Source organism: Rhodococcus sp. YH3-3 (genome assembly GCF_001653035.1).
Taxonomy (GTDB): Bacteria; Actinomycetota; Actinomycetes; order Mycobacteriales; family Mycobacteriaceae; genus Rhodococcus_F; species Rhodococcus_F qingshengii.
The window spans coordinates 957,998-984,983 of the sequence record NZ_BCWH01000002.1; the positions used below are offsets into that span (position 1 = coordinate 957,998).

General features: G+C 61.0%; 30 protein-coding genes and 1 pseudogene. 12 read left to right on the forward strand and 19 right to left on the reverse strand.

Annotation, left to right across the window (positions count from 1 at the left end):
• Nucleotides 1-46: 46 nt before the first annotated feature.
• On the forward strand, nt 47-1,543 hold the full coding sequence (locus YH3_RS17255) for an MFS transporter (protein ID WP_003940566.1): 1,497 nt from the start codon (nt 47-49) through the stop codon (nt 1,541-1,543).
• A 49-nt stretch (nt 1,544-1,592) separates the two neighbouring features.
• Here YH3_RS17255 and YH3_RS17260 read toward each other — a convergent pair whose 3' ends face one another.
• Nucleotides 1,593-2,300: a TetR/AcrR family transcriptional regulator gene (locus tag YH3_RS17260; protein ID WP_007731468.1), complete on the reverse strand. Its 708-nt coding sequence runs from the start codon at nt 2,298-2,300 to the stop codon at nt 1,593-1,595.
• Nucleotides 2,301-2,441: 141 nt separating this feature from the next.
• Between YH3_RS17260 and YH3_RS17265 the strand changes: the two genes are divergently transcribed.
• On the forward strand, nt 2,442-2,879 hold the full coding sequence (locus tag YH3_RS17265; protein WP_020908979.1) for a GtrA family protein: 438 nt from the start codon (nt 2,442-2,444) through the stop codon (nt 2,877-2,879).
• Between the two features lie 50 nt (nt 2,880-2,929).
• Nucleotides 2,930-3,700 carry an ABC transporter permease gene (locus tag YH3_RS17270; protein ID WP_007731470.1) on the forward strand — a complete coding sequence of 257 codons (771 nt, stop codon included), beginning with the start codon at nt 2,930-2,932 and terminating at the stop codon, nt 3,698-3,700.
• Nucleotides 3,701-4,223: 523 nt separating this feature from the next.
• Here the strand turns inward: YH3_RS17270 and YH3_RS17275 are convergent.
• Together YH3_RS17275 and YH3_RS17280 are read right to left on the reverse strand one after the other, a co-directional pair.
• The gene (locus YH3_RS17275; protein WP_047271111.1) at nt 4,224-5,705 is read right to left on the reverse strand and encodes an NAD(P)/FAD-dependent oxidoreductase; all 1,482 of its coding nucleotides are present in this window, start codon (nt 5,703-5,705) and stop codon (nt 4,224-4,226) included.
• A gap of 76 nt (nt 5,706-5,781) precedes the next feature.
• Nucleotides 5,782-6,240 carry a DUF5990 family protein gene (locus tag YH3_RS17280; protein ID WP_042452701.1) on the reverse strand — a complete coding sequence of 153 codons (459 nt, stop codon included), beginning with the start codon at nt 6,238-6,240 and terminating at the stop codon, nt 5,782-5,784.
• Nucleotides 6,241-6,278: 38 nt separating this feature from the next.
• Here YH3_RS17280 and YH3_RS17285 point away from each other — a divergent pair, with 38 nt between their 5' ends.
• A complete protein-coding gene (locus YH3_RS17285; RefSeq protein ID WP_042452699.1) occupies nt 6,279-7,433 on the forward strand; it encodes a lipase family protein in 1,155 nt (384 codons plus the stop codon).
• A gap of 33 nt (nt 7,434-7,466) precedes the next feature.
• On the opposite strand, the gene YH3_RS17290 is transcribed toward YH3_RS17285, so the two are convergent.
• The 5 genes from YH3_RS17290 to YH3_RS17310 all read right to left on the reverse strand — a co-directional run bounded on the left by YH3_RS17290 (nt 7,467) and on the right by YH3_RS17310 (nt 10,546).
• Nucleotides 7,467-7,799: a CD225/dispanin family protein gene (locus tag YH3_RS17290; RefSeq protein WP_047271108.1), complete on the reverse strand. Its 333-nt coding sequence runs from the start codon at nt 7,797-7,799 to the stop codon at nt 7,467-7,469.
• Nucleotides 7,800-7,873: 74 nt separating this feature from the next.
• Nucleotides 7,874-8,401 (reverse strand): hemerythrin domain-containing protein, encoded by a 528-nt coding sequence (locus YH3_RS17295; protein ID WP_030535215.1) that lies wholly within the window; start codon nt 8,399-8,401, stop codon nt 7,874-7,876.
• Entirely contained in the window at nt 8,398-8,964 is a 567-nt protein-coding gene (gene msuE, locus YH3_RS17300; protein WP_019745144.1) for an FMN reductase, read from the reverse strand. Before msuE ends, YH3_RS17295 begins: the two co-directional genes overlap by 4 nt.
• Nucleotides 8,965-8,972: 8 nt before the next feature.
• The gene (locus tag YH3_RS17305) at nt 8,973-10,031 is read right to left on the reverse strand and encodes an LLM class flavin-dependent oxidoreductase (RefSeq protein WP_054781093.1); all 1,059 of its coding nucleotides are present in this window, start codon (nt 10,029-10,031) and stop codon (nt 8,973-8,975) included.
• Nucleotides 10,032-10,042: 11 nt separating this feature from the next.
• Complete coding sequence (locus YH3_RS17310; RefSeq protein ID WP_064443762.1) at nt 10,043-10,546, reverse strand: MarR family winged helix-turn-helix transcriptional regulator; 504 nt, start codon at nt 10,544-10,546, stop codon at nt 10,043-10,045.
• Nucleotides 10,547-10,704: 158 nt separating this feature from the next.
• Between YH3_RS17310 and YH3_RS17315 the strand changes: the two genes are divergently transcribed.
• The gene (locus YH3_RS17315; protein WP_064443763.1) at nt 10,705-12,006 is read left to right on the forward strand and encodes an HNH endonuclease signature motif containing protein; all 1,302 of its coding nucleotides are present in this window, start codon (nt 10,705-10,707) and stop codon (nt 12,004-12,006) included.
• 95 nt (nt 12,007-12,101) lie between these two features.
• Here the strand turns inward: YH3_RS17315 and YH3_RS17320 are convergent, their stop codons facing one another.
• A complete protein-coding gene (locus YH3_RS17320; RefSeq protein ID WP_064443764.1) occupies nt 12,102-13,064 on the reverse strand; it encodes a sensor domain-containing diguanylate cyclase in 963 nt (320 codons plus the stop codon).
• A gap of 173 nt (nt 13,065-13,237) precedes the next feature.
• Between YH3_RS17320 and YH3_RS17325 the strand changes: the two genes are divergently transcribed.
• On the forward strand, nt 13,238-14,506 hold the full coding sequence (locus YH3_RS17325; protein ID WP_050654800.1) for a VWA domain-containing protein: 1,269 nt from the start codon (nt 13,238-13,240) through the stop codon (nt 14,504-14,506).
• 1 nt (nt 14,507) lies between these two features.
• Here the strand turns inward: YH3_RS17325 and YH3_RS17330 are convergent, their stop codons facing one another.
• From YH3_RS17330 to YH3_RS17345, 4 genes are all read right to left on the reverse strand, one after another.
• Nucleotides 14,508-15,599 (reverse strand): alpha/beta fold hydrolase, encoded by a 1,092-nt coding sequence (locus tag YH3_RS17330; RefSeq protein ID WP_064443765.1) that lies wholly within the window; start codon nt 15,597-15,599, stop codon nt 14,508-14,510.
• A 170-nt stretch (nt 15,600-15,769) separates the two neighbouring features.
• Entirely contained in the window at nt 15,770-16,396 is a 627-nt protein-coding gene (locus tag YH3_RS17335; protein WP_003940303.1) for a superoxide dismutase, read from the reverse strand.
• Nucleotides 16,389-16,961 (reverse strand): flavin reductase family protein, encoded by a 573-nt coding sequence (locus tag YH3_RS17340; protein WP_042451450.1) that lies wholly within the window; start codon nt 16,959-16,961, stop codon nt 16,389-16,391. Before YH3_RS17340 ends, YH3_RS17335 begins: the two co-directional genes overlap by 8 nt.
• A gap of 105 nt (nt 16,962-17,066) precedes the next feature.
• Nucleotides 17,067-17,912 carry an LLM class F420-dependent oxidoreductase gene (locus tag YH3_RS17345; RefSeq protein WP_064443766.1) on the reverse strand — a complete coding sequence of 282 codons (846 nt, stop codon included), beginning with the start codon at nt 17,910-17,912 and terminating at the stop codon, nt 17,067-17,069.
• Between the two features lie 182 nt (nt 17,913-18,094).
• Between YH3_RS17345 and YH3_RS36710 the strand changes: the two are divergent.
• The 6 genes and pseudogenes from YH3_RS36710 to YH3_RS17370 all read left to right on the forward strand — a co-directional run.
• Nucleotides 18,095-18,343 (forward strand): annotated as a pseudogene (locus YH3_RS36710) (class I SAM-dependent methyltransferase); the annotation flags it as partial.
• Nucleotides 18,344-18,380: 37 nt separating this feature from the next.
• The gene (locus YH3_RS36715) at nt 18,381-18,929 is read left to right on the forward strand and encodes a hypothetical protein (protein WP_238592701.1); all 549 of its coding nucleotides are present in this window, start codon (nt 18,381-18,383) and stop codon (nt 18,927-18,929) included.
• A gap of 244 nt (nt 18,930-19,173) precedes the next feature.
• Nucleotides 19,174-20,031: an ABC transporter permease gene (locus YH3_RS17355; RefSeq protein ID WP_054827123.1), complete on the forward strand. Its 858-nt coding sequence runs from the start codon at nt 19,174-19,176 to the stop codon at nt 20,029-20,031.
• Nucleotides 20,028-21,128 (forward strand): aliphatic sulfonate ABC transporter substrate-binding protein, encoded by a 1,101-nt coding sequence (locus tag YH3_RS17360; RefSeq protein WP_054827122.1) that lies wholly within the window; start codon nt 20,028-20,030, stop codon nt 21,126-21,128. Before YH3_RS17355 ends, YH3_RS17360 begins: the two co-directional genes overlap by 4 nt.
• A complete protein-coding gene (locus YH3_RS17365; RefSeq protein ID WP_007733784.1) occupies nt 21,112-21,939 on the forward strand; it encodes an ABC transporter ATP-binding protein in 828 nt (275 codons plus the stop codon). The genes YH3_RS17360 and YH3_RS17365 overlap by 17 nt, the downstream gene beginning before the upstream one ends.
• Before the next feature lie 81 nt (nt 21,940-22,020).
• Nucleotides 22,021-22,248, forward strand: a complete 228-nt coding sequence (locus YH3_RS17370) for a hypothetical protein (protein WP_007733785.1) — start codon at nt 22,021-22,023, stop codon at nt 22,246-22,248.
• 57 nt (nt 22,249-22,305) lie between these two features.
• Here the strand turns inward: YH3_RS17370 and YH3_RS17375 are convergent, their stop codons facing one another.
• The 6 genes from YH3_RS17375 to YH3_RS17400 form a co-directional block, all read right to left on the reverse strand.
• Nucleotides 22,306-22,494: a helix-turn-helix transcriptional regulator gene (locus tag YH3_RS17375; RefSeq protein WP_064443767.1), complete on the reverse strand. Its 189-nt coding sequence runs from the start codon at nt 22,492-22,494 to the stop codon at nt 22,306-22,308.
• Nucleotides 22,494-22,913, reverse strand: coding sequence for a hypothetical protein (locus YH3_RS17380; RefSeq protein ID WP_054187716.1), 420 nt, complete (start codon nt 22,911-22,913; stop codon nt 22,494-22,496). The genes YH3_RS17375 and YH3_RS17380 overlap by 1 nt, the downstream gene beginning before the upstream one ends.
• 90 nt (nt 22,914-23,003) lie before the next feature.
• Nucleotides 23,004-23,522 carry a GNAT family N-acetyltransferase gene (locus tag YH3_RS17385; protein ID WP_050654796.1) on the reverse strand — a complete coding sequence of 173 codons (519 nt, stop codon included), beginning with the start codon at nt 23,520-23,522 and terminating at the stop codon, nt 23,004-23,006.
• 19 nt (nt 23,523-23,541) lie between these two features.
• Nucleotides 23,542-24,420 (reverse strand): SDR family oxidoreductase, encoded by an 879-nt coding sequence (locus YH3_RS17390; protein WP_064443768.1) that lies wholly within the window; start codon nt 24,418-24,420, stop codon nt 23,542-23,544.
• A complete protein-coding gene (locus tag YH3_RS17395; RefSeq protein ID WP_064443769.1) occupies nt 24,417-25,949 on the reverse strand; it encodes an NAD(P)/FAD-dependent oxidoreductase in 1,533 nt (510 codons plus the stop codon). The genes YH3_RS17390 and YH3_RS17395 overlap by 4 nt, the downstream gene beginning before the upstream one ends.
• Nucleotides 25,950-25,962: 13 nt before the next feature.
• Nucleotides 25,963-26,967, reverse strand: coding sequence for a patatin-like phospholipase family protein (locus tag YH3_RS17400; protein WP_042451435.1), 1,005 nt, complete (start codon nt 26,965-26,967; stop codon nt 25,963-25,965).
• Nucleotides 26,968-26,986 lie beyond the last annotated feature (19 nt).

Here is a 26,986-nt window from a genome sequence, read left to right on the forward strand (position 1 = left end):
TTTGCTAACCGGAGAAGCCATCTCCGCATAGGTTGGGCGAGGGACTATGTCAGACATTGCTGAACGGACTGAATTCGAGCAGTCCTCAGCGCCTTCAGGGGACAACCACGCAAAGCGGTGGCTGGTTCTCGCGGTTCTGGGAATTGCGCAGCTGATGGTGGTCTTGGATGCCACCATCGTCAACATCGCGCTGCCTGCTGCGCAGCGCTCACTGGAGTTCGGTGATTCGGACCGCCAGTGGATCATCACGGCATACGCATTGGCGTTCGGCAGTTTGCTGCTACTCGGCGGTCGATTGAGCGACTTGTTCGGGCGCAGGCGAACTTTCATCGTCGGCCTGATCGGCTTCGCAGTCGCTTCCGCCATCGGTGGCGCAGCCGTCAACTTCGAAATGCTTGTTGCCGCTCGTGCCGGCCAAGGCGTATTCGGTGCGCTCCTTGCCCCGGCAGCCCTGTCGCTGCTGTCCGTGACATTCACGGATCCAGGTGAGCGTGCCAAGGCGTTCGGTATCTTCGGTGCCGTTGCCGGCGGTGGTGGCGCCATCGGACTGCTGCTCGGCGGCGCACTCACCGAGTGGGTCGACTGGCGCTGGTGCCTCTTCGTAAATCTCTTCTTCGCGGCGATCGCCCTGGTCGGAGCAGTCCTGTTGCTCGCGCCGCACACCAGTGACTCGCGACCCAAACTCGACATCCCCGGAACGATCCTGGTGTCGATCAGCTTGTTCAGCATCGTCTTCGGATTCTCGAAGGCCGAGTCGGACGGGTGGAGTGCAACTCCCACTATCTCGTGGCTCGTTGCCGGCGTCGTGTTCATGGCGGCGTTCATCTACTGGCAGACCAAGTCCGAGCACCCACTTCTTCCGCTGCGGGTGGTCCTCGACCGAATCCGGGCGGGCTCGTACCTGGCGATCTTCCTTTCCGGCGCAGGCATGTTCGCAGTCTTCCTGTTCCTGACGTACTACATGCAGCTGATCCTCGGGTACAGCCCGATCATGACCGGCCTCGCATTCATGCCGATGGTGTTCGGAATCGTGACAGCGGCAACGCTTTCGACAGCGGTTTTGCTGCCGCGCGTCGGTCCGCGAGTGCTGATCGTGAGCGGAATGGTCATCGCGGCGATCGGAATGACGCTGCTGGCCCAGATTTCCGTGGACAGCACCTATGCAGTCCACATTCTGCCGGGGCTCGTCGTCACCGGACTCGGCATGGGCAGCATTTTCGCCCCGTCGATGCAGGGAGCAACTTCAGGCGTGCATCACGAAGATGCCGGCGTCGCATCTGCCACGGTCAACACGATGCAGCAGGTGGGCGGCTCGATCGGAACTGCACTGCTCAGCACGATTGCCGCCTCGGCTTCCACCAACTACCTGGTGGGCCGCGAGATGAATCCGCTGACTCAGGCGCAGGCCGCCGTCGAGAGTTACACCACGACGTTCTATTGGGCCGCAGGCATATTCGCGGTCGGTGCGGTCTTGACCGGACTGGTTCTTCGGAGTGGACTGCTTCCGGATTCGCCGGAAGGTGAACCGGTAATCGCCCACTGACAGCAAATTTCGGGGTCGACGCCGCAATGGCGTCGACCCCGAAATCGACTCAGCAGTTCTTCCCGGGCGTTGCCTGAAACCGATGAAGGACGTGATCGAGTTGCTCGGAGGACAGCGCCGGCACGGGCAGTTCCCGATGGTCGGTGCGCGACGCGCAGAGTCCGTCGATCATGAACCCGAGTGCGCGGCGGTAAGCCTGAGGGGCCTCGTCGCCACCGAACTTCTGGGCCATCTTGACGACCTGCATGAGAAGCGGAATGTCGTTGACTTCGAAGTCGCTGCGCAGGGTGCCCTGTTCCTTGGCTCGATTGACAAGTACCGCAGTGTGTCGAGCGATCCCGGCGCGCGCGCGAGCGAAGGTGTCGGACGTGAAGCGTCCGTCCATCAGGAGATCGCCGAATCCGCGGTTGTCTGCCATGCGCAGAGAGATCACGTCGAGAAAGTAGACAAGACCTTCCCAGGCGTCGGGCATCTCTCGGGCGGTGGCGGCGATCGTTTCGATCTCGGAACACCGCGTGTCGAACAGTGCCTGGATCAGTTCGTCCTTGCTGGCGAACCGGCGATAGACGGTGCCGACGCCGACGCCGGCGTGCTTCGCGACGTCCGCCAGCGTGGCGTCGAGTCCTTGGGCAGCGAACACCTCGCGAGCGGAGTTGAGGATGCGCTCGAGGTTGGCCTTGGCGTCGGACCGAAGGCGCGGCTGTGAGCAGTCGGCCGAGGTCCCCGCATGAGAAGCGTCGGGGTGTGTTGTCGGCATCCTCACAGTCTACGGCACTAAGCGGAATGATCGATTCCGTTAGTGCTATATTACTAAGCGGAACGTGTGGTTCCGATTGTCCGTATGAGAGAAGCCGATATGAGCACGTCTGACATCTGGGTCGGGAGCAATCCGATCTCGATGGTGGGTACGCGGAGTGCAGGTTTCGCGGCAACGAGGCTTCGCGCCCTTGCCGGCGACGGCGCCTTTGCTCAGCTCGTTCGTTTTGCCCTCGTCGGCGGAGCCAGCAACATCTTGTACTTTGCCGCTTTTCTGGCGCTGCGCGGTGACGGAGCGCTGGTCGCCAACGCAGTTGGTGCGGTCTTGAGCACCATTCTGGCCAATGAGCTGCATCGCCGGCTCACCTTCCACGCCGCGGATCGCGTCAACTGGTTCACCGCGCAGTGGGAAGGCGGTGGACTCGCACTGGTCGGGTTGATCGCCAGTTCTGCCGCCATCAGTGCGCTCGGCTTCCTTCTCCCAGGCGCCGACGGGCTTCTTCAAGCCGGGCTTGTGATCGCCGTGAGCGGAATTGTCGGTGGCCTGCGATTCGTCGCCCTTCGCGGTTGGGTGTTCTGAGCGGTTCTCGAATTCGGATCGGACTCGGCTCGTAGGGAACACTGAGACCCATGAGCCTTTCGATAGCCGACTCCGGCATCCGTCTGGCTGTGCTCTGCATCGTCATGGCACTTGTCGCCACGCTCGTCTACCGATTCACCTATCTCGGTAGCGTTCGGGTGGTCCCCGGTGCCCTCGCTCGTGGCGCTCTTCAGCTGGCTGCGATTTCGTTGATCCTTGCCGCCGCCTTGGCCCACATCTGGTCGGCGCTCCTCGTGCTCGCCGGCATGTTCGTTGCGGCGTCTTTCACCGCGGCACGACGCTCGAACGCGGGGACGTCCGGAGTTTGGCTGACCATCGCGTTGGCGTCGGGAATCGGTGTGGTTCTGCCACTGATGCTGCTGTCCGGAGTGGTTCCGCTGCAAGGCGTCGCTCTGGTGCCGATCGGCGGCATTGTTCTGGGTGGCGCGATGACTGCAACATCGATGGCAGCCAAACGCGGACTCGACGCCGTCGACGACCGGTACGGGGAAGTGGAAGCAGCACTGAGCCTTGGATTTTCCCAACGCGATGCGCGGTGGGAGGTAGCCCGCACCGCTGCCTCCGATGCTCTGCTGCCTGGAGTCGACCAGACACGCACCGTCGGCCTCGTGACATTGCCCGGAGCCTTTGTCGGTGTGTTGCTCGCGACGGGATCGGCCGTTCAGGCCGGTGCTGTGCAAATTCTTGTATTGGCAGGGTTGTTGTTGGCACAAACCTGCTCGGTGGCCGTGGCGTTGGAACTCGTCGCCCGCGGTTTCGTCTTTCGAGGTCAAGCTGTCAGGCCTGCGCGAGTTCGTTGATCTTGTCGCTGCGAAGGACGCGGCCGGGAAGATCGGGGGTGTTTGCCGCGAGGGTGATCATTGCCCTGCCGATGTTTTCACTGGTGGTCACGCTGCTGGGCCACACCCTGCGTAAGAGTGGGTGGAGAGGCACGGAGATTTGATACGACCGTGTCGATTCGTGAATCGTCCATGTATTCGACCAGCACTCGGTTGCCGACCATCACAACGGAACGGACTGGAGATCATCCGGCCGGAATGGCCAACTGAACGCTTGACCTGCAATTATGAGTCCATTTTGATCCGACTCGCGACTAAAGTCCCTACAAACCGGCTGGACGGTTGGCTGAAAATAGTTTTATGGACGAAGGAGTTGATGAAATACACGTTCTCGGATCGGAGTCCGCCGGTCGAATGGTAGAGGCGTCGGCGATCATCGTTCTCGGTGCGCTCTGTGCAGTAGTCGCAGGTTCGGGTGTGTTCTTTGTCGTCGGATCGATTGGTGGCTTCGCCCGATTGCTCTACCTGGTTGTTCGTGGTCCGCTCAACTCTTGCTCGGTACCGGTGTCGAATGTCGAGCTGGCGCCTTCGAGAACGTCATGTGGTCGTTGATGCTCCCGAACGTCGAGTGAAGACGATCAAGGATGTAGTTCTGACGCATGTTCCACGGTGACTTCGATCCCTGCTTCGGGAACTGTTCCACAGCGCGCATGACGTACCCCGACGCCAGGTCCAGGATCGGCCGCTGGTCCATCTCTTCGCTCGCGTGCGGCACGCACTTCGAATAGCCGCGCTTGTCCATCTCCGTCAGCAGTCGGCAGACGTACATCGACGTGAGATCTGCTCGCAGAGTCCACGAGGCGTTGGTGTAGCCGACGCACATCGCGAAGTTCGGTACGTCGCTGATCATCATGCCCTTGTAGACGTAACGATCACCGAGGGTGACGGGTTCGCCGTCCACTTCGATCGACATCCCGCCGCACGCTTCCATCTTCAATCCTGTTGCAGTGACGATGATGTCAGCTTCGAGTTCGCGACCTGACGCGAGACGAATTCCAGTCTCGGTGAAAGTGTCGATGCGATCGGTCTCGATCGAGGCCTTGCCGGATCGGAGGGCTTTGAACAAATCGCCGTCCGGTACGACGCACAAGCGTTGATCCCAGGGATCGTAGGTGGGTGTGAAGTGAGGATCGAGTGGGATCTCTTCCGGGAGTTGGCGACTGATCGCGAGGTTCAGCAACCGCTTTGCACGCGCTGGACTGCGCCGGCACAGTTGATAGAAACTCAGGTTCACTACGATGCTCTTCCATCGAGCGATGCTGTGCGCGAGTTGATTCGGCAATACTGCGCGGATGGTGTCCGATACCTTGTCGCTGGACGGCAGAGCCAGAATGTATGTCGGTGATCGCTGGAGCATGGTGACATGGCTCGCGTCGCGCGACATCGTGGGGACCAAAGTGACTGCGGTGGCGCCGCTTCCGATCACAACGATCTTCTTGTCGGAGTAATCGAGATCCTCGGGCCAGAACTGCGGGTGCACTACGTCGCCGCTGAATGATTCACGTCCAGGGAAGTCGGGGGTGTATCCGCCTTCGTAGCTGTAGTAACCACTGCACAGATAGAGGAAGTTGCAGGTCAGGGTTTCATCTTCGTCACCGGTCGTGACAGTGACCGTCCACGTCGAGTCCGCTGACGACCATGATGCGGCCGTCACCTTCCGGTTGTACCGAATCTTCTTGTCGATCCCGTTCTCTCGCGCGGTGTCGCGCACGTACCGGAGGATCGAATCACCGTCGGCGATTGCTTTGGCATCTGTCCACGGCCGAAACGGGTAGCCGAGCGTGAACATGTCGGAATCCGACCGGATGCCAGGGTATTTGAAGAGGTCCCAGGTTCCGCCACTGTTCGCACGGGCCTCGAGGATTGCGTACGACTTGCCGGGAAGCTCGGTCTGGAGTCGATACGCAGCACCGATGCCGGACAAGCCGGCGCCGACGATCAGGACATCGAGGTGTTCGGTGCTCATCAGTTCGGACTCCGTATCGATCGTGTGGGGCCACCGGGCAGACTAAGTGTTCGATCTCCACACTACTGAACGATGCTCAGTAAGGCGAGGATGACCATGTGATCGTCGGCGGTCGGATAGCCGCACACAGTGGTTTACCTGCGGCGTCGGTGAGGCCGAGGTCTCCGTGGAGCATGCCGGAAGCGTCGGCCTCCTCGGCGATGTGCTCGGGGATCGCGTCGAGCATCAGCTTTGCGCGCCGAAACATCTCGAACGTCTGGTCATCGGATACCGTCACCCAGGACAGGTAGATGAAGCGTCCGCGAGGTGGACCCTGGATGTATGGACCGAGTAAGTCCCAGGCACCGGACTTTCGCTCCAGACTCGCTGTCAGTTCCCATCGCACTGTCTCGGTATCTCCCGGTACGAGGTCGAGGATTTCGTGTGGCTTGCCTCGGCGCTGAACGCCGACGTGGATGTTGCTGCGCTCTTCGAAGGTTGCGGTTTCGGAACACTCACGTCCGGGCAGGCTGTGACCGGTGATGATGATCTGCATATCGACATCATGCTCTGCATAGGTCGGGAGGGGTTGGCGTGGTGAGTCGTTCGGGTAGAACCTTTGTTGCGGCCGTGGTGGCGAGCATTCTGTTGTCGGGTCTCGGGTGGGGGTCAGGTGTTGCAGTGGCGACGGCGGACGAACCGGAAGTCGCGGGCGCGCTGGAGTCCTATGGCGAACTCTCGGCCGCAGTGTTTCCGGTCGGCGCCGGTGAGACGCAGCGGGTCGTCTATCGAACTCTGCGTACCGCTGACAGATGGGGAGAGTCGTCAGGGTCCGTGTTTCTGCCGGAAGGCGCCCCACCGGCGGGCGGTTGGCCCGTCATCTCCTATGCCCACGGAACTTTGGGCAGTGCGGATCAGTGTGCACCCTCGTCGACCGGATTCGGTCCGGGCGAGATCGAACCGATCGAACGCTGGTTGGAGCAGGGGTACGCGGTGGTCGCTACCGACTACTCGGGAGTTGGTACCGACGGGGTGCTGGCCTATCTCGACGGACATGCCGCCGGGGCGAATGCCGTCGACATCGTGCGGGCCGCGCACGAGTTGTACGGCAATGTGCTGAGTCCGCGGTGGATGGTCGCGGGTTTGTCCGAAGGTGGTCATGCGGCGTACTTCGCGGGACACGATGCCACCACTCGTGCACCGGAATTGGATTTCCGTGGCTCGGTTGTCGTCGCAGGCCCCACACACATGGAAGGGCTGTTTCCGTTGGGCGGCCCGCTGTTTCCCGACATCGGTATCACCGGGCTGGTGGGATATGCGCTGTACGTCCTGGCCGGGATCGACGATCAACGACCCGAAGAGAACATTCGCGAGGTTCTCTCGCCGCAGGGGATCGAGTGGATGGAAAAGGCTCGGACACTGTGCGCCGGAGATCTCGGCCGACACATTCGAGCCGAACGAATCCAGTTGAGCTCGTTGTTTTCTCGGTCGGTATGGACGCCGCGCATGTACGACCTGTTCCGCGAGATGATGCAGGTGCCGGTCGACGGCTACGACCGTCCACTGCGCGTGGTGCAGAGCGTGTCGGACACAACGGTTCCTGTCGCCCTTACCTGGGCGCAACTGGTCGACATGCGTTCGCGGGGAACGCAGTTCGAGTATCAAGAACTCGCCGGAATCAGCCACGGTCAAACGACGGTCGCTTCGATGGACCAGACCATGGAGTTCGTCGATCGATTGATGAGGTGATGTCCTGGTGGTGTGGTTGTCCAGGGTGGCTGTTCAGCGCATACGCCGCGGACCGTAATCGTGGCCACCGTTGGCGAACCACACGATTGCCGCAATCGCGTACAGGATGCAGACCAGGAGTAGTAGGCCGCCTGCGATCCACAGCGAGATCTGACCGAGCCGTTTCACTCGATCGGACGCATACCGCGACCCGGCCATATCGCCGTCAGCCCACAGCGGATACACGTTGAAGGCGTGCGTGAAAGCGGAGAAGGAAAGCGGCCAGAAGAACAGCAGCGAGACCACTGCCCAGCCCGCATTGACGGGTGGTCGAATCGGGTGCTGAGGAACGGATTGCTGGACAGTGGGTTGATCCGGGGTGGTCATGGGGGGGCTCCTGACATGAGGTGGCCCTTTCGACGCTACTGCGATGGAGCTGAAGAATCACTGAGTGTGCGCGATCAGCCGTAATGCCAGTCGCGATCCATCCGTCGGAAGTACGGAAAGAGTGTGGCCTCCTCGAAATCGAGGTGCGACTGCATATGATCCGCCAATTCGGAGATTGCGGCGTGTGCCCGATTGACCGTGGAGGATTCGGTGCTCAGCGCGAGCGACGCACGCTTGGCTTCCGACACGATCTCCCCGACAAGCTTGTGTTCTGCCTGCAGTCGTTCGACCGCAGGGGCCAACTCGGGAAAGTTCCTGGTCATTACCGGGAACATTCGTTGATCTTCGATGGTGTGGTGCAGAGTCAGCGTGTTGCAGTAGAAGTCGCAGTTGACCCGTAGTTGCCAGACGAAATCCGCGATCGTCAGATTGTCGATCATCTCGGGTATCCGAGTCAGATCGGCGGTTTCGTCCGAAAACAGTTGCAGGGCATTCTCGAGTACCTCGATATCGGCTCGCAGAGGTTCGTGAACCTGACGTAGCTGTTCGATCATCCTCAGACCGGCAACTGTTGCCGTGTTGTGCGAATGAGGGGTGTTCACGTCAGCGCAACTCGATCCCGCTCCGCGAGCATCCTCGCTACCGGCAGGACGTCCTTTGCTGCCATCTCGATACGCTCGAATACCTCGGGGTTGAGGATAGTCGTTCCGTCGAAATCACCTGAGCTGAGATAGATCCCGACCGGAGCGGTCAGCGCTTGGAAGAAAGCGAACAGTGGACGCAGGGCATGGTCCAACACGAGAGCGTGGCGGTCGCTGCCACCTGTCGCAGCAAGAATCACCGGAGTGTTGGCAAGCGCGTACTGGTCCACGAGATCGAAGAAATGCTTGAACATTCCCGTGTACGAGCCTCGGAACACCGGTGACGCCGCGATGACGATATCGGCGGACTCGACTGCTGCCAGCGCTTCGGCGGTCACTGAGTCGACGTGATCGCGATCCAGAGCAGATGCAAGACCTGGAATCAGATCCACGATTTCGAAAACTCGTGTGTCGATCTGCTCGAAGTCTCCCAAGGTTTCGACGATCAGGTCGACGAGGGCGCGAGTCTTGGAGGGTTTTTGAAGGTTGCCGACAACGGCAACAATTTTGAGCGGTGTGCTCATCGAAACTCCTATTTTTGGGACGACTTCAGTGATTCGATTTCCTTACGCACAACGGGGGCTACTTCGGTGCCGAGGATCTCGATCGCACGCAGCATGTCCTTCTGTGGCACGTTGCCGAACCCCATCTGGATCATGATGCGGTCATGATGGAACAGTTCGTACTGCGCCATCGTCTTGTCGATGATTTCCTGCGGGCCGCCGAGGAAGAACGCACCCGCGGTGGTTGCCTGCGCTTCATATGCCCTGCGCGGCATGGGAACTCCGTTTCCGCGCTGATGATGATTCTGCATCCACCCGGCCTGGAAGTACGGGTACGACGTGTCGAGTGCTGTTTGCTTCGAGGTATCGACAAATCCTGGCGAAGCAATCGAGACAGCCAGTTTCTTCGGATCGTGTCCGAACTCCGCTGCAGCCCTGCGGTATAGATCGACGAACGGTTCGAACTGTTGGTAACTTCCACCGATGATGGCCAGTGAGAGGGGCAGGCCCAGTTTCGCGGCACGGACGACAGAGGCCGGAGTACCTCCGACTGCGATCCACACCGGAATCTGACGGTCCGGGCGGGGCGTCACGTCACCGTCGATCAGTGGTGGGCGAAGTTGTCCTTCCCAGTTGATCGGGTTCTCGTCGCGCAGTTTCAGTAGTAGATCAAGCTTTTCGGCGAAGAGTTCGTTGTACTGGGACAAGTCGTACCCGAAGAGCGGAAATGACTCCGTGTACGAACCTCGGCCGGCAATGATCTCGGCACGGCCTTCGGAAAGCAGGTCGACTGTCGCGAACTGTTGGAACACACGGACGGGATCGTCGGAACTGAGTACAGTTACGGCGCTGGACAGCTTGATGTTGTCGGTAGCCTGAGCCATTGCCGCGAGCACAACTGCCGGGGCTGAGACTGCGAAGTCGGTGCGATGGTGCTCGCCGACGCCGAAGACATCGAGTCCAACCTGATCGGCAACGGTTGCCTGCTCCACCAAATGGCGAAGGTGGACACCGGGATTCATCATCGCGCCGGTAGTGGGATCTGGGGTGAGTTCACCGAAATGGTAGACGCCCAATTCGAAAGCCATGTTGTTTCTCGCTATCTGTTCGTGGGGGTGATGGAAAGCTGTCCTACGTGCGCATCGCATGCGCCGCCTTGATTGGTGTGATGTGTGGCAAGTCGGGAGGAGAAGCGTTCGAGTACCGGAAGCTCCTCGGTTTCAATGAGATCGGAGAAATATTCGGCGATCCCTCGCGTGTGTATGGCGGACGCTTTTCGAAGCGTCTTCTTGCCTGCAGGCGTCATCGATACCGTCACGACGCGTCGATCGTTGTCCGGTCTAACGCGCTCCACTAATCCGGCCTCGACCAATCGATCGACGACGCGCGTCACGCCACTGGTGGTGACCAGGACCAGTTCGGCCAGATCGCCCATTCGGATCGTGTTTCCCGGAGCTTGGTGCAGTCGGAGCAGAACGTCGTACTGGCCAAGGGTGAGTCCGGTGGTGGTTCGAAGGTCCGCCTCCATCTTGCCGAGGATGACGCTGTGGGAGACGACGAGGTCGCGCCACACACGACCACGTACGTGTTCATCAGTTGTCATCGGTGACGCCCTCCATTTATTTGCGACCGCAAGTATTGCTTACTCAAATAATACGCGTGCGACCGTCGAACTATTCCCTGCTCTTATTTGCGCTGGTAGTGAGGTATTGACTCGAACGCATGTTCGAGTATGATTTGGGGAGGGGATCGGGGGATTCAATGAGTGTCTTGTTGTCGGATGTGGTGTCTGGTTCTGCGGTGGGGTTACGCGGACGTCTGTGGCAGTTGTCTGCTGCTGAGTTGCGCGCTGCTGCTGTCGAGGCGAGTGCGGAGATTCTGCGCCTCGAAGCTGTGCGTGTGGCTGTGGTGGACGAGTTGTCGTTGCGCCCGGATGATCAGGTGACTGCCAGCCGCGGTGTGGGGTCCTGGTTGGCGGCTAACACGATGCTGCAGGTTCGGGACGGGAAGAAGATCGCCGCGTTGGGTGCGGCGTTGCGGCCGTTTCCGGCGGTGGCTGCTCGGTTCGATGGCGGGGATTGCTCGTTCGATCATGCCGTGTTGATCGTGGCGTTCTGTGAGTCACCACCGAAGGGCATGCCGGAGGAAGCGCTCCCTCGCTGTATCGATTTGTTGTTGGCTGCCGCGTCCGGAGTGGAAGCGACAACCACGAAAGTGCGGAACGTGATCGCGACGTTAGAGCGCATTTTCGAATCGGATGAGATTCCGCCCGCCGAGGATGTGGATCGGAATGAGTTGCGGATCGCGTCGACGTTGAACGGTCGAGTGGTGGTGCGCGGGGATTTCGACGCCCTCACCGGAGAAATGCTGCTGTCGGCCCTGTCGAATTTGACGATGCCCACCCCGGCACCGGATGGAACCCCGGATTCTCGGTCGGCAGCGAAGCGGACCGCGGACGGGTTCACCGAACTGATCCGCCGCTATCTCGACTGCGCCAAGACCGGAACCGACGGCGGTCAGCGGCCGCACGTGAACGTGCACATCAACGCCCGCGATCTGGCGGAGCATCGGGACTGCGCCGCCACACCAACTGATGGTGGTGGAGTGGCTGTGTCTGATCTTGATGTCGGGCACATGCCGTGGCTGGGGCCGCTCTCGGTCTCGCAGACCAGACTCCTTGGGTGCGATTGTTTCCTGTCCACGGTGCTGCTCGATGATCACGGCGCGCCCTTGGATGCGCAACCAGGAAAGAGGCTGGTCACCGCCGAACAACGGACTGCGTTGATTGCCCGCGACAGAGGCTGCGCGTTCCCGGGCTGCATATGGGTGCCCGCCTGGACCGATGCGCACCATATCCGGCACTGGGCGAACGGCGGGCCGACGGTGATGAACAACCTGGTCCTGCTGTGCCGTTCACATCACCGACTGATGCACCGGAAATCAGGGTTCGTCGGCAAATGGGAAATCCGAATCGGCGCCGACAACAAACCCTGTTTCATCCCGCCGCCCTCGATCGACCCCGGACAGCAACCCAGGCCGGCGAACACCACCTTCAAAACCTGAGAGGTCAAACCTCTTTGGCGACAACAGAACACGGACCGAGCACCGCATCGAAGGGATCCTCCGATGCGGTGCCAACCGGCCGTGGAGGAGTCGAATCAGTGCTTCGAGCGCTTGTGGCGGTACATCTCCGCATCGGCCGTATCCCAAGTCTCGGAAAGGCTTTGGGTCATGGAAAAGTCGGCTCGACCGATCGAACAACAGACGTCGGCATTCCGGAACGCCTTCTCCAAACACTCGAGCAGGTAGTCGACGGCGCGCGGCTGTGTATCGGGCAGAGCGATTCCGAACTCGTCTCCGCCCAACCGTGAAACCACCGCACCAGGGTGCGCGCACGCTGCCAAGATCTTGCCGGCCCTTTGAACGTATTCGTCGCCCGCGGCGTGGCCGAGTTCGTCGTTGATGGTCTTCATGCCGTCCAGATCGACGATGATGATAGCTCCCGGATCGGCGAATTGGCGGTACCGAGTTTGCTCGGCCTCGAGGATGCGATTCCACCCGCGCCGATTGAGAAGACCTGTCAACGGGTCGGTCTCGGCATCGAGTTGCGCAGTTTCGGCCAGTCGGACTGACTGCGCGCGCTGATAGTCGACATCGAGAATGGTTCCGAGAAGTCGGCACAGGAGATTGAGGAGGGCCAGGTTGTCCTCGAGTGCGGAGTCGCCCGCACTCGGGTCGGCGCCACACAGAGTGCCGAAGAGACTGCCGTCGTTGTGGAGGATTGGGATGCTGAGGTATGCGCCAATGCCTTCCCACCTGCCATCACGGGACAGTGCGCGCACGAGCGCGCGATTCGATGAGACTGGCGGCGCATTTCCGAGTACCACCCCGCTGCACATGGTGTTTGGCCAAGCCCGGGTCTCGCCGACTTCGATGTGAAGTGGGTTGGGTGAGACGGTGAGAAAGATTTGATTGGACCCGTCGAACCGCGTGATCGACCACAGTGCCAGCGGAAGATATTCGTCGAGGTAGGACACGACCGAGCGACTTGCGTCGTCGAAATTCGTCAGAGGTGGCAAGAGTGGCAACATCGGGATGGTGCGCGTCTGGCCGTGCGGCATTTTGACCTCCTGATCGACCCTAGGATTCTGTCGATGTTCAGGCTCTTGGTCCCGCGTGCGACATATCTTCCACGAACAGTCTGCCTCGAGAATCCTCGCGATTGCTGAAAGTGTGCTGTGATTCTTCCGACCGCGGGGCCGTTGATTCTTTGGTGGCCAGCTAATCTTCCGGTATGGAGCTGGCGCGTGGAGCGAACACAGTCGTTGAGGGAACTTCGCTGAAGGTGGCGGTGAACGGTAGCGCCCCGGGCACGGTAGACCTGATGGTGTTCCAGCTCGACGAACGGAACAAAGTACGGGACGACGCAGATTTTGTCTTCTTCAATCAGCCGGTCTCACCCGAAGGCGCGGTGCGCTTGGAGTCCGGCGGCGTCATCGAAATCGACATTGCGAGGTTGCCCGCTGACATCCATCAGCTGAGTGTTGCCGTGGCACTTGATGCGGCGGCAAACGGAACCCTGTCTGCTGTCGGGGGCCTTGGTGTCGTGGTGGAGCAGGTTGGTTCCACCGCCATCGTGGCTCAGGCTTTGGGGTTGACGAGTGAGAGGGCAGCGGTTCTCGTCGAGATCTATCGCCGCGGCGCGGGCTGGAAGCTGCGAAACGTGTCAGCTGGCTGGGACAGCGGATTGGCGGACCTGGTAACAGCATTCGGAGTGTCGGTCGACGAGGAACCGCCGGCTCGACCCGCCGGCTCTGCTGAAACGACAGACGGCATTCGGACCGTGCCCGACGAAGCCAAACTCTCCATGGTGAAGCGGGAGAAGCTGGACCTCCGAAAGCGCGAAGTGGCCAAGGTCCTGCTGACGAAGGGTGGCAACGGAATTCGGGCACGGGTGGTCCTGGTGATCGACAAAACCGGAAGTATGGCCAAGCAGTACCGCACCAGAGTGGTGCATCGTGTTGTCGAACGCATGATTCCCGTTGCGATCCAACTCGATGACGACGGCAAGCTGGAGCCGTACTTGTATGCAGTCAGCTTCGTCAAACTCCCCGAGATCTCTGTCCATGACGCGGAAGAGTGGTCGGATACCTACCTGCACTTGCGCGGCTCGCACGGCGGATTCAACTACGACAAGATCGGCGCCGCAAATCGTGAAGTGCCGATCATGACTGAGATTCTTTCCGGCCTGACACGTGGTTCGGCGCCGACGCTCGTCCTGTTCTTCACCGACGGTGGCTTCAGCGAGCGCAAGGAAATCACGAAATTGATGCGCGAAGCGTCTGGGCTCCCGGCCTTTTGGCAGTTCGTCGGAATCGGCAAGGCCAACTACGGAGTGCTGGAGAAGCTCGACGACCTCGACGGCAGGGTGGTCGACAATGCCGGATTCTTCGCGCTGGACGACATCGACACCGTCGACGACGCCCAGTTGTACACCCGTTTGCTGAGTGAATTCCCGGATTGGCACAAGGCAGCTGTAGCCGCGGGCATCACAACGCCGTGATTTAGCTGGTCGAAACCAACTGCAGTGCATTCTCTTTCAAGAATTCGTCGATGTGCGCCCAGGTGGAGTCTCTCGCGGTGGGGCCGGCAACGAGCCCGAGGTGACTTCCCGGCGCCTTCTCGAACCGGACCGACGGCGCTCCGGTGAGGACCGACGTGATCGCTTCCACCGAAGCGATGGGTGCAATCACGTCAGTGGTGCCGCCGACCGCGAGAACGGGAACGCTCAGAGCTGACAGTTTGATCTCGCGTCCGGCAAGCGTGACGGCGTCGTTGTAGAGATTGTTGCCGAGCATGAGTTGTTCGCAGATCTGCTGAAAAGCCTTGCCAGGGTATCCAGGCATGGCTGCCATGAACTTGTCTATCGATTCCATGCGAGCCAGTGTCTCGGTGTTGTGGAGGTTGCGCATGATGAACCATGGCTTGAGAACTTCGCGCTGCAACGCCGTCACCTTGTAACTCGCCTGAACGAGTGGAGCAGGTAGTCCGCCGACAAGATTGGTCGCGGACGTGAGTGGGGTGTCGCCCGTGTATTTGCCGATCAGCCTCAAGGGGCTGATAGCGGGAATCTTCGTGTAATCGATTGGCGTTCCGATTGCCGTGATCGATGCGATCGGCAGGTCGGAGTGAGCGGAGCCCGTGAGCAGAGACATGGTCCCGCCGAGGCTCCACCCGATCAGCGAAACCGGTGCGCCGTCATGTAGGTCCGAGATCGTACGGATCGCTTCCGGGATGATGTCGTCGACCCAGGCCTCGAAACCCATCCCGCGGTCGGAGTACCGCATGGTCCCGTAGTCGAGGAGGTAGGGCGTGTTCGCCCCATCCAGTAGGTGCGCGGCGAGGCTTTGGCCCGCACGAAGGTCGTAACAGTCGGCTGAAACCGCGAGGGGCGGTACGAGGAGAACCGGATTACCTCTTGGCCTCCACAATGCGCCGAAGCGATACAGATCGCGGTGTGGACCTTCGCTGATCAGTACGGACGGGGTGCGTTCGGTCTTCTCGACACCGTCGCCGAACGAGAGTCCCCATGCATTGCGTGCTGCGGTGTCCAGCGTCGGACGCCACGTCGCGATCAAACCACTGATATCGAGCACTGGTTCCCCTCGGAGTCGAATCGGCGGACGGCCGAGTCAGCCGCGCTCGGTGTATGTTACCTGCCTTCACATACATCGATCTCGGGGGTGTAAAAACCCAGCTCGGCAACGGAGCCACCGTGCCGAGCTGGGCTGATCGGGGTGATATGGCAGTGATCGGGTGGGGACGATCAGGCGGGGACGATCAAGCCGGTCGAGGCTGTGGCCGTCGCGTATCGCTGTGCAACGTCTTCCCAGTTGATGACGTTCCAGTAGGCCTTCACGTAGTCGGCCTTGACGTTCTTGTACTGCAGGTAGAAAGCGTGCTCCCACATGTCGAGCATGAGCAACGGAACGATACCGATGCTGATGTTGCCTTGCTGGTCGGTGAGCTGCTCGATGACCAGGCGCTGCCCGACCGTGTCGTAGGCCAGTACCGCCCAGCCGGACCCCTGCAAAGTGGTTGCTACAGCGGAGAAGTGGTTGACGAATGCGTCGAAGGTGCCGAAGTGCTCGTCGATTGCGGCTGCCAACTCGCCCTCTGGCCGCTCACCGCCGTTGGGGGAGAGGTTCTTCCAGAAGATGGAGTGATTGGTGTGGCCGCCGAGGTGGAAGGCGAGGTTCTTGCTGAGCAGCGGCGCCTTCGCGGTGATCGTGCCGTCTTCGCGCGCAGCAGCCAACTGCTCGATTGCGCTGTTGGCGCCCGCCACGTACGTGGCGTGGTGCTTGCTGTGGTGCAGTTCCATGATCTCGCCGGAGATGTGCGGTTCGAGAGCGGCGTAGTCGTAATCCAGTTCGGGGAGAACGTATTCAGTCATGTGACATGCCTTCCTTTGAGGAAATGTTGTGAGTCGAGAGATTTCGATAGGTTCGATTGTGATAGACGAGCGGCGCTGACATGTGCTGCGGATCGATGACGTCGACGACGCGTGCAGTGACGATCACTGCGGCGCCACATGTAGTGGCATTCAAGGGAACCGCACGCAGGGCGTGGCCTGTCCCATGTAGGAACGGTTCACCCGTCGAGAGAAACGACCAGGGCATATCGTCTCCGAAGCGCACAGCGCCGCGGGTTGCGAACGTGGAAGCCAGTCGTTCGTTCGCCGAATTTGCCAGGTGAACAACAAAACTGCGGGCGGAAGCGATGACGCTCGCAGAGCCTCGCAACGACTGCAGTGAAAACGCCAGAACTGCAGGATCGGCGCTGATCGAGATCACCGACGATGACGTGATGCCGGCCGGGCCGTCATCGCCCGTTGCGGTGATGATCGAGACGCCGGCGGGATGGTTCCGGAACGCCTCGACGAAGGAGTTTCGGATGGACGGCTCCGCATCAACAGAGTCATCCGAAACAGATTGGGTGCCAACCAGTTTTGTGGTCACTCCTCGCCCCTCTTCTGTCTCGGGTTTTGCTGCCGTTGCACTGTCTTGTGCAATACCGACGTTAAAACCTCGAGTGCAGTTGAGGTCAAGATGCTGTGGCGGACCTCACCGTCCGAGCTTGGCTGCCAGACGTTCCATGTATCCGACAACCTCGTCGGGGCTCTTGTCCGGAGTGCCGAACATTGCTTCGGTGACACCGATGTCTGCCCAGTGGGCGAGCTTCTCCGAATCGGGTTTGCCTGCCAGGACGGTTATTTCAGGCTCGCCGACTCTACCTGCTTCGGCCCAGATCTTTCGGAGCAGTTCCACGTTTCCGTCGATCTCCTGCTCGATGGGTGTGGTGATCCACCCGTCGGCAGACTTTGCGATCCACTTGAAAGTCTTCTCGTTGCCGCCGCCGCCCAAGAGGATGGGAGGACGGGGCTTCTGAACTGGTTTGGGCCACGCCCAGCTGGGTCCGTACTTCACGAATTGGCCGTCGTACGACGCTTCTTCCTTCGACCACAGTTCGCCCATGGCTTCGAGATACTCGCGGAGTGCGGTCCGGCGTTTGTTGGGCGGTACGCCGTGGTCGGCGAGTTCCTCTGCATTCCAGCCGAATCCGACGCCGAAGACCACGCGTCCGCCGGAAAGATGGTCCAGCGATGCGATGGTTTTCGCGAGAGTGATCGGATCGTGTTCGAGGGGGAGGGCCACGGAGGTGCCCAATCGGATGGTGTTCGTGACCGACGCGGCGGTGCCGAGGGCAACCCAGGGGTCGAGTGTGCGCATGTAACGGTCGTCGGGCAATTCGGCCGACTGGGTTCCGGGGTGATCGGAATCCCTCGAGACGGGGATGTGAGTGTGCTCCGGAACGTAAAAGGCGTCGAATCCATTCGCCTCCGCAGCCTTTGCTGCATCGGCAGGGCGGATGCCGCGATCACTGGTGAACAGGCTGAGTCCGTAGCGCACTGGTTCTCCTTCGATGGTCCGTCGAAAAACTGTAACCTGTTGCATCTTCGTTCGGATAGGTTTCCAGCCCAGTAAATCGATTGCCGACGTGACCGGGGACGTGGTGAACTCGGGCGGACTTTGTTGTGGGTCGAGAAGTGGATGCAGTAGAGGTGGATGCAGTAGTGATGGATGCAGCGGAGATGAATCGGTTGTCGTGGAATGCGGCGACCGTCGCTCACAACAGTCACAAAGGAGACCAGGCACAGTTCTTTCGCAACGGCGGGTCGACCTTGTATCCGGAAGAACTGGCGCTGCTCGGCGAGATCGACGGCTCCTCGATTCTTCATCTGCAGTGCAATTCCGGTCAGGATTCGTTGAGTTTGGCCGCTCTCGGTGCCGCGGTGACCGGCGTCGACATCGCGGATTCCGCGATCGACTTCGCCCGAACCTTGTCCGCGGAATCCGATATTGCCGCCGATTTCGAGCGTGCCGATGTATCTGCGTGGCTCCGCGCTGCTGCCGCTGGCCAGAGAAAGTTCGACCGAAGTCTTTTCTTCGTACGGAACGGTGATCTGGTTACCCGATCTCGACGAGTGGGCCGAGGGGATTGCCGGTGTTCTGGCGCCGAACGGTCGATTCGTTCTGGTGGAGTTTCATCCGTTTGCCATGTGTTTCGACGAGAAGTGGTCGCTGACATACCCGTACGGAGGCGGGACTCCCGTGACCGAACCCCGTGGCGTGGGCGACTACGTGGCAGATTCGGCCGATCTCATCTTGCCAGGCGCTGAGGGAAACGGAGTCGAGAACTTCGAAAATCCTTTCCCCTCATGTGAATTCAACTGGTCCATTTCCGAGGTGCTAGGAGCTTTGCGGCGCGCCGGATTGACGCTCGAGTCCTTCGACGAGTACCCGTACGCCAACGGTTGGCAAGGATTCGAGGAGATGGCTGAACTCGGCGGCAAGCGTTGGGGAGTCCCGGCCGGACGACCCGAGATCCCGCTCATGTATTCGCTGTCGGTTCGCTTGGCCGATTGACGCCTATTTCCCCCGCATTTGCGGGTAATTGCAGACACAGGTAGTAATAACCCCCATGCCCTCGACGCCACTGACACGACGCATCGCCGTCGACCTGTGCCGTCTTGGTGCCAACTGCTGTTGCTGTTGATTCCTTCCGACTCTCCTGAGTGAGAATGGCGCCGCTCTGTGCGCCTTCGCCCCTGCATATGCGCCCGTTGCTGCATGTGTGCCGGAATTTTCCGTACGTCGAGGAAGAACAGCGATGTCGACTCCTGTCGAAGCAATAGAACCAACATCAGTCACGGAACCGAACCGTGAGCCGCGTCGGCCGTGGACTTCGAGTGCGACCACTGTCGGACTGCCGGTGCTTTCCGTGATCGCATTCTTGGCCCTGTGGCAGGTCGCTGCCGCGAGCGGCACCTGGAGTGAGACCTTCGTGCCGTTCCCGAGCACGGTCTGGCATGCCTTCGTCAACACGATGACCACGCACGACGGAGTGCGCGGCTACCAGGGCTACCTGCTCTGGGAGCACCTCTACATGACGCTGCGACGGGTGCTGGTCGGTGTGATCATCGGCGTCGGATTGGGCGTGATCCTCGGTTTGGCCATGGGATCGGTGACATGGCTGCGGAGCCTGCTCGAACCGTGGTTGACGTTCCTGCGCGCACTGCCGCCCCTGGCGTATTTCTTCCTGCTGGTGATCTGGCTGGGAATCGACGAGGCGCCGAAGATTACATTGCTGGCGCTCGCTGCTCTTCCGCCGGCAGCGGTGGCCACCACAGCTGCTGTGGTCGCGGCGCCGGTCGGACTGGTCGAAGCGGCCAGGGCCCTGGGAGCCTCACGGGCGCAAGTGATCCGGGACGTCGTCATCCCGTCGGCCTTACCGGAAACTTTCACGGGCATTCGGCTGTCTGTGGGTATGGCGTACTCGTCGGTGGTCGCGGCCGAACTGTTCAACGGCATCCCCGGAATCGGCGGAATGGTCAAGGATGCAAGCAATTACAACAACACACCGGTCGTGCTGGTGGGGATCTTTGCCATCGGATTCTCCGGCCTGATCATCGACGGACTGCTGCGGGCTGCAGAGCGCCGCGCCGTTCCCTGGAGGGGAAAAGTATGACCGCCAATCAGAAACACGCCAGCAGCAATCTGAAGCGCAGCAGTAATTCGACGCGCAATGAAGGAAGGGCTTCCCGGACGGCGTTCACGGTGCTGATCGGCGTCCTTGCCCTTGTTCTCGGTGCGTGCTCGGTGGATCATTCGGGCCAGGATTCGTCCAAGGAAACAATCCGTATCGCTTACCAGTCGTTCCCGAGCGGCGACTTGATAGTCAAGAACAATCGCTGGCTCGAAGACGCACTGCCCGAGTACAACGTGAAGTGGACGAAGTTCGATTCGGGAGCCGACATCAACACCGCCTTCATCGCCGGTGAAATCGATTTCGGCGCAATCGGTTCGAGTCCGGTTGCTCGTGGACTCTCGGCACCGCTGAACATTCCGTATCAGGTCGCGTTTGTTCTGGACGTGGCCGGCGACAACGAAGCCCTGGTGGCGCGCAACGCAACCGGAATCAAGACCGTCGCAGATCTGCGCGGCAAGAAAGTGGCCACGGCATTCGCCTCGACCGCGCACTACAGTCTGCTGGCAGCGCTGAACCAGGCCGGACTCAGTGCCGACGACGTCCAATTGGTGGATCTCCAGCCGCAAGCATCCCTCGCAGCCTGGCAGCGCGGTGACATCGATGCCGTCTACACCTGGCTGCCCACGCTCGACGAACTCCGTAAGGACGGAACACAGTTGATCGCCAGCCGTGAGCTCGCGACAGCAGGAAAGCCGACACTCGATCTTGGTGTGGTGTCGACTGCGTTTGCCAAGGATCACCCCGAGATCGTCGACACCTGGCGCCAGGTTCAGGCCCGCGCGCTCACGACGATCGCCACTGATCCGAACGCGGCAGCGGAAGCTGTTGCCGCACAATTAGGCGCCTCGAAGGAAGACGCGGCAGCGCAGTTGAAACAGGGTGTGTTCCTCACTCCGGAGCAGATCTCCTCGCCGGAATGGTTGGGCACCGAGGGCGCTCCCGGGAATCTGGCAGTGAACCTGCAGAGTGCAGCGCAATTCCTGGCCGAGCAGAAGCAGATCGACAGTGTGCCTGACCTGACGGTCTTTCAGAGTGCTCTCTATGTGAAGGGGCTTCCCGATGTCCTTGACCAGTAGCGTGACCGCGCAGCAGGCCTCGGGTGGATTCGCCCCCGACCGCCCGGGCGCGATCCGAATCGACACCGTCTCGCACAGGTACGGCCACGGTCGAGAGTCCGTCACGGCACTCGGGCCCGTATCGATCGACGTCACACCTGGTGAGTTTCTGGTTCTCGTCGGAGCGTCGGGTTGCGGCAAGAGCACATTGCTGCGGCTGATCGCGGGTTTCGAAAGTCCTTCCAGTGGAACGGTTCAGGTCTCCGGATCCGACCCGATTCCCGGGTCGAGTGCGGGAGTGGTGTTTCAGCAGCCACGGCTCTTTCCGTGGAAATCGGTGGGCGGCAACATCGATCTGGCACTCAAATACGCCGGCGTTGCGAAGAGCGAACGCGGGCAAAGGCGTGACGAGCTTCTCGACCGCGTCGGTCTGGTCGGCACTGCGGACCGGCGTATCTGGGAAATCTCCGGCGGGCAGCAGCAGCGGGTGGCAATTGCTCGTGCCTTGGCGGCCGAAACGTCGTTGCTCCTGTTGGACGAACCCTTTGCCGCGCTGGACGCCCTCACTCGCGAGCGTCTGCAGGAGGACCTGCGCAGTGTCAGTGCCGAATCGGGGCGAACAAGTGTCTTCGTCACTCACAGTGCCGACGAGGCGGCCTTTCTCGGCTCCCGCGTCGTAGTTCTGACAAGCCGACCGGGCAAGGTCGCGCTCGACCTGAAAATCGATCTGCCACGAACCGGCGTCGATCCCGACGATCTCCGAGGCTCACCCGAATACGCGGCATTCCGAGCCGAAGTCGGCCATGCGGTCAAGGTTGCAGCTGCAGCGTAGGTACCCTGCGCGTCGACTACCAGGTGGCCGCGTCGATAATAGGAAGGAGAACGTGCAGGACACGACGAACAAGGAGTGGTCATGGCAACTGAGGTGGAGTCCGGTGACCTCGTGCAGGCAGCCGGCCATGCGGGTCCGTGGACGGTGGTCGAAGTTCGCCAGGGGATGGCGCTGCTCGAACACAGTGACGGGCACAGGTTGTCGCGTCGAACGACGACGTTGACCGTCGTCCGCAAGGGCTCGGGCAAGAAGGCAACGGCCGTCGAAGACGGGAACGACGAAAACGGATCGCCAACTCTGTTCGACTGAAACCGCAGCTCGACTGAAACCGCAGCTCGACTGATCTTCCGTCAGTTCGAGACGGCGTCAGCTGGAGAAAATGTCGTCTACGCGTTTGTCGAAGTATTCGGCGATTCGGAACGCCAGTGACAGACGCGGGTCGAAGTGTCCCTTCTCGATCGAGATGACGGTCTGGCGTGCGATGCCGAGCGCGTCGGCGCACGCTTGCTGTGACAATCCGGCTGCCGTACGAAGTTCTTGAAGGTTGTTGCGCATCAGATCTCGTCAGATCTCGATTGTGGGGTGCGGTCCCTCGACACTGCCCAGTACCGGATTCCGAAGTCGGCCAGCCCGAGGGCTGTAAACATTACGAGCGGCAGTTCGGGAGCGCCGAAGACATTGTGCGCGATCAGCGCGATCCCCATGGCAGTGATCAAGTCGGTGAACGCGCCGAAGCCGGCCTTGCGACTCCATTCTGTTTCGACGGTGTCCTCGGGGTAGGCGGGGGCCTTGTCGTTCTCCGATGGAAAAAGGGCCCACGCCGACCCGATACAAGCCGGTGCCATGACGATTGCGAAGACGATGAAGGCCAACGTCTTCCGATCATCGGCGGTCGATGCTGCAAAAAAGCTGAAGGCTAGCGTTGCTGCGACGCCGATACCGATGATCAGGCTCCACCGTGCCGTGGTGCTCATGAAGCCTCCCAGGTGTAAGAGTTCTTTGACATGCCTGAGCGTAGGTCTACGTGCGCTGGATGTCAAAGAACTCTTACATCGCGCTGAGGGTCAAGCGACCCCGAAAGGCGCTGCGTATGAAAACTTCCCCGTCTGATCGGGGCGGTGCGTGGTGAGGGTCCTGATCTGAAAGTGCTCGCCCCACTCGGCTTCCGGAGAATCGATCCCGGCGTCCGTGCTGGTGACGAACCCGAACTGCGGGTAGTACTCGGTGCTGCCCAGGAGGGCGAGCAGTGGCACGTCCAGAGCGTCGGACGCACCGATCACCGCGTGCATCAGCGCCGAACCGACGCCGCTGCGTTGGTTGTCCGGTGTGACTGCCAACGGGCCGAGGCCAACCGCCTCAACGGGACCGACCCATCCGCGTGTTCCGATCACGAAACCAACGATCTCATCACCGGCGACGGCGACAAGGGACAACTTCGGTAAGTAGTCGTTCGAGGCGAAGAGTTGACGTGTCAGTTCGATCTCGTAGGGAGACTCGCCGGGCGGCGCTTGGTCGGCAAACGCCGCCCCGAGCAGTGAATAGATTGCGTCACGGTCGGAAGAAGTTTCGCGGCGGATGTACATGGCCACGAAACTACCCGCTTCATCTCCGATCGTGCTCCTCGTTTTCGGCCTGACGTGCCACTCGCTTTTCGTAAGCCGCACGCCCGTTCGGATCTACCGATGTCAGCGCGCGGCGATCGTCGATCACCCGGCGTCCGATGTTGATCATCCATTCGGGTACTACAGCGTCGATGAGGTCCCAGCCCGCAAGGTAACGCGGAACAGTAGTTTCGGCTCGCCGGTGCGCGACCGTGTCGACGACAGCTTCGGCCACGACCTCGGGTTCAACCGTCGGCATGCCCTTTCCGAGTGGCACACCGGAGGAGAGCCCGGTGCGCACCGCGCTGGGCAGGATGGCGCTGACGCTGACGCCGGAATCTGCGAATTCGACACGAGCAGAGGCGGAAAGGCCCACCGCACCGAACTTGCTTGCGTTGTACACGGCCATTCCTGGCACCGGTAGCTTGCCTGCCATGGATGCGATGTTGACGACGTGGCCGCGTCGCCGATCCACCATGCCGGGCAGCACGGTGCGCATCCCGTGAATCGGGCCCCAGACATTGACGTCGAGGGTTACTCGACTGGTGGCGTCGGACTCGTCGAGGAAGCTGCCGAGCGGCATCACGCCCGCATTGTTGACCAGAATGTCGATGTGACCGAATTCGCCGATCACTGTGGAGACGAACACATCCCAGGATTCGCGTGAGGTGACGTCCAGAGCGTACCCGCGGGCCCGTGCGCCGATGGATGCGGCGGTGTCGACGGCCGTCTCCTCGTCGAGGTCGCCGACGCAGACGAGTGCGCCGCGAGCTGCGAACAACTCCGCTGTGGCCCGGCCGATTCCGCGGCCACCTCCGGAGATGACGACGACTGCTCCGTCGAGATCGATCGGCGGGGAGGGGGTGCCGAAAAGGCTCATGTGGTGTACTCCGGTTCGGGGGTGGTGGTGGGCTCAGCGGGGGTGTCGTCTGACGCAGGGTTGTCGGACAGCGTGTGGTTGTAGGCGTATGGATCGAAGGCCCGTAGCCGTCGACGCATGGCTCCTGACGACCACGGCCAGTTGAAGCTGTTGCGGCCGTTGACGTCGAAGAAATAGCTTTCGCAACCACCGGCGTTGTAGACCGTGGTACCCAATGCCTCCTGAACTTGAGAGTTGAAGGCTGCCTCTACTTCCGGGCGCACGTCGATGGTTTTCCAGCCGTGCCGACGAGCGTGGCCGATCGCCTGTGCCACATAGTTCAGTTGGGCTTCCAGAATCATGAAGGCCGACGTGTGTCCGGTGCCGAGGCTCGGGCCCAGCAGAATGAACGCGTTGGGGAATCCGCTGACGGCGGAACCGAAGTACGCCCGCGGGCTTCCCTGCCAATGATCGTCGAGTGATCGACCTTCTCCGTCGAATACCTTTGATGCAATGGGCATGTCGAGGATGTGGAAGCCCGTTCCGAAGATGATCGCGTCCACTTCCGATTCCACTCCGTCGGCTCCGATCACGGTGTTGCCGTGGATCTCTTCGACTGCGTTGGCATGGACGGTCACGTTGGGTCTGCCGAGGGCCGGGTAGTACGAGTTCGACATGAGTAGTCGCTTGCAACCGAGGGTGTAGTCGGGAGTCAGCGCCTTGCGTAGCTTCGGATCGCGCACCTGCAAGCGCAATTGGGCCGACCCGAGTTTCTGCACGATACGCAGGATCCACGGATTGCGGAACCCCAATCCAAGCGCTTCCATGATTCCGTATTCGATGCTGCGTAGAGCCTTGTGCGCTCCCGGTACGAATCGCATGACGGACCTTTCGATCCGCGGTACGTAGTGATCGGGTTTGGGAAGGACCCATTGAGCGGTGCGTTGGTAAAGGTGAAGGGCGGACACGTCGGAGACGATGCGCGGCACGAATTGGACTGCGGAAGCGCCGGTACCTACGACGGCGACGCGCTTTCCGGTCAAGTCGTAGTCGTGATTCCACTGCGAGGAATGAAACACCTCGCCCTCGAACGTTTCCAGCCCGGGGATCGCCGGCGTCAAGGGTTCGTTCCACGGGCCGGCGGCGGCTATCACGAAACGAGCAGTGAGTTCACCGCTGGAAGTTGTGATCTTCCAGAGTGATTGCGATGCGTCCCACTGCGCGGAGAGCATTTCGACCCCGAAGCGAACGTGCTTGTCGACCCCGTGGCGGACGGCCGTGTCCTCGATGTACTCGCGGATCTCCGGCTGCTCCGCGAACAGTCGGGTCCAATCCGGATTGGCGGCAAAGGAATACGAGTACAGGCCGGACGGAACGTCGCAGGCACAACCGGGATAGGTGTTGGCGCGCCAGGTGCCGCCGAGGGAGTCCGCTTTCTCGAGCAGGACAAAATTGTCGATCCCGAGGCGCTGCAGGTGAATTGCTGCACCGATCCCGGAGATCCCGCCACCGATGATCACGACCTCGAAGTGGTCAGTTCTGTTGTTCACTGAGTCTGCGCTTTCACTGGTGGGACGGGGTGGAGTGGAACGGGCGCGCATCGAGTTCGCGTTTCACGCTCGCACGTGTTGTACGTAGGGATGATTCGAAGGTGGCGAGCCGCCGTCGGCCGTCCATGAAGTTGGCGCCCATGACGGCGAGATCGTCGTCGGTGGCGTCTATGCGCAAGACCCTGGTTCCCGCAGCGCGCACCAGTTCGATTTCCCGGTCGAGGCCCTTGGACATGGAGTTCCGCAGGGCGCCGCGTTCGATACGGGCGGCGCCGCGCGCCGGCTTCAGTGTTCGAGATGCCATGGGCGCCAGTACAACCAGCTCGTCGAGTTCGAGGGGGAGCAGGAGGTCTACCGATGCCGTGGACGCCGCGCCGCCGTCGATGTACCTGACGCCGTCGATGGTGACAGGTGGGAACCAGCCGGGAATCGCCCAAGACGCTCGAAGCGCTTCACCGACTGTCGCTTTCGGAGCCCCCTGTGCCCCGAACGCGACCCGTCGCCCGGTTCTGTAGTCCATGGATACCATGTACGCGCACGGATGTGGGAGCCACGAATCGCCAGGGGCAAGAGATTCGGCGAGCGTGGTGAGCCAGGACGGGTCGCCGCCACCACGCGGTGCGATACCGCTCATCCGGCTCAGAACGGGAAGATCTCGACGCGTCACCAGTCGTGGATTGCCGATCCCTAAACTCGGAAGTGGCGGGATTCTTCCGGGCGCCGATGCTGTGTGGGCGAGGAGTTCGGGACGTGCGGCGGGCTCTCCGAGTTGCATGGCTACCAACTCGTCGACGCCGACTCCGCTGCCGAGCATTGTCACGAACTCGGCTCCGGCGGACGTGCCGATGATGGCGGTGGCTTCGCGGGGATCCCAGTCGAGGGCGTCCCGAACCGAGGCGAGGGCAGCAACGGTCCAGGCGAACCCGAGGGTGCCGCCGCATCCGATTGCCAATCCCCGTCTAGGCGCGCTGTGTCGTCCGGACCCGGGCGCGGTGGTGCCGGTCACTTCTGAAGTCATATTTCGGAGACTATCAGTA

What these genes read in the sequence shown, in the direction of transcription:
- YH3_RS17275 (WP_047271111.1), bottom strand. Translation starts at nt 5,705, where the DNA reads ATGAGCACCGAACACCTCGATGTCCTGATCGTCGGCGCCGGCTTGTCC.
- YH3_RS17280 (WP_042452701.1), bottom strand. Translation starts at nt 6,240, where the DNA reads ATGCAGATCATCATCACCGGTCACAGCCTGCCCGGACGTGAGTGTTCC.
- YH3_RS17335 (WP_003940303.1), bottom strand. Translation starts at nt 16,396, where the DNA reads ATGACTGAATACGTTCTCCCCGAACTGGATTACGACTACGCCGCTCTC.
- YH3_RS17400 (WP_042451435.1), bottom strand. Translation starts at nt 26,967, where the DNA reads ATGACTTCAGAAGTGACCGGCACCACCGCGCCCGGGTCCGGACGACAC.
- msuE (WP_019745144.1), bottom strand. Translation starts at nt 8,964, where the DNA reads ATGAGCACACCGCTCAAAATTGTTGCCGTTGTCGGCAACCTTCAAAAA.
- YH3_RS17375 (WP_064443767.1), bottom strand. Translation starts at nt 22,494, where the DNA reads ATGCGCAACAACCTTCAAGAACTTCGTACGGCAGCCGGATTGTCACAG.
- YH3_RS17355 (WP_054827123.1), top strand. Translation starts at nt 19,174, where the DNA reads ATGTCGACTCCTGTCGAAGCAATAGAACCAACATCAGTCACGGAACCG.
- YH3_RS17265 (WP_020908979.1), top strand. Translation starts at nt 2,442, where the DNA reads ATGGTGGGTACGCGGAGTGCAGGTTTCGCGGCAACGAGGCTTCGCGCC.
- YH3_RS17360 (WP_054827122.1), top strand. Translation starts at nt 20,028, where the DNA reads ATGACCGCCAATCAGAAACACGCCAGCAGCAATCTGAAGCGCAGCAGT.
- YH3_RS17320 (WP_064443764.1), bottom strand. Translation starts at nt 13,064, where the DNA reads ATGCCGCACGGCCAGACGCGCACCATCCCGATGTTGCCACTCTTGCCA.
- YH3_RS17385 (WP_050654796.1), bottom strand. Translation starts at nt 23,522, where the DNA reads ATGTACATCCGCCGCGAAACTTCTTCCGACCGTGACGCAATCTATTCA.
- YH3_RS17390 (WP_064443768.1), bottom strand. Translation starts at nt 24,420, where the DNA reads ATGAGCCTTTTCGGCACCCCCTCCCCGCCGATCGATCTCGACGGAGCA.
- YH3_RS17255 (WP_003940566.1), top strand. Translation starts at nt 47, where the DNA reads ATGTCAGACATTGCTGAACGGACTGAATTCGAGCAGTCCTCAGCGCCT.
- YH3_RS17270 (WP_007731470.1), top strand. Translation starts at nt 2,930, where the DNA reads ATGAGCCTTTCGATAGCCGACTCCGGCATCCGTCTGGCTGTGCTCTGC.
- YH3_RS17325 (WP_050654800.1), top strand. Translation starts at nt 13,238, where the DNA reads ATGGAGCTGGCGCGTGGAGCGAACACAGTCGTTGAGGGAACTTCGCTG.
- YH3_RS17370 (WP_007733785.1), top strand. Translation starts at nt 22,021, where the DNA reads ATGGCAACTGAGGTGGAGTCCGGTGACCTCGTGCAGGCAGCCGGCCAT.
- YH3_RS17380 (WP_054187716.1), bottom strand. Translation starts at nt 22,913, where the DNA reads ATGAGCACCACGGCACGGTGGAGCCTGATCATCGGTATCGGCGTCGCA.
- YH3_RS17260 (WP_007731468.1), bottom strand. Translation starts at nt 2,300, where the DNA reads ATGCCGACAACACACCCCGACGCTTCTCATGCGGGGACCTCGGCCGAC.
- YH3_RS17315 (WP_064443763.1), top strand. Translation starts at nt 10,705, where the DNA reads ATGAGTGTCTTGTTGTCGGATGTGGTGTCTGGTTCTGCGGTGGGGTTA.
- YH3_RS17290 (WP_047271108.1), bottom strand. Translation starts at nt 7,799, where the DNA reads ATGACCACCCCGGATCAACCCACTGTCCAGCAATCCGTTCCTCAGCAC.
- YH3_RS17365 (WP_007733784.1), top strand. Translation starts at nt 21,112, where the DNA reads ATGTCCTTGACCAGTAGCGTGACCGCGCAGCAGGCCTCGGGTGGATTC.
- YH3_RS17305 (WP_054781093.1), bottom strand. Translation starts at nt 10,031, where the DNA reads ATGGCTTTCGAATTGGGCGTCTACCATTTCGGTGAACTCACCCCAGAT.
- YH3_RS17310 (WP_064443762.1), bottom strand. Translation starts at nt 10,546, where the DNA reads ATGACAACTGATGAACACGTACGTGGTCGTGTGTGGCGCGACCTCGTC.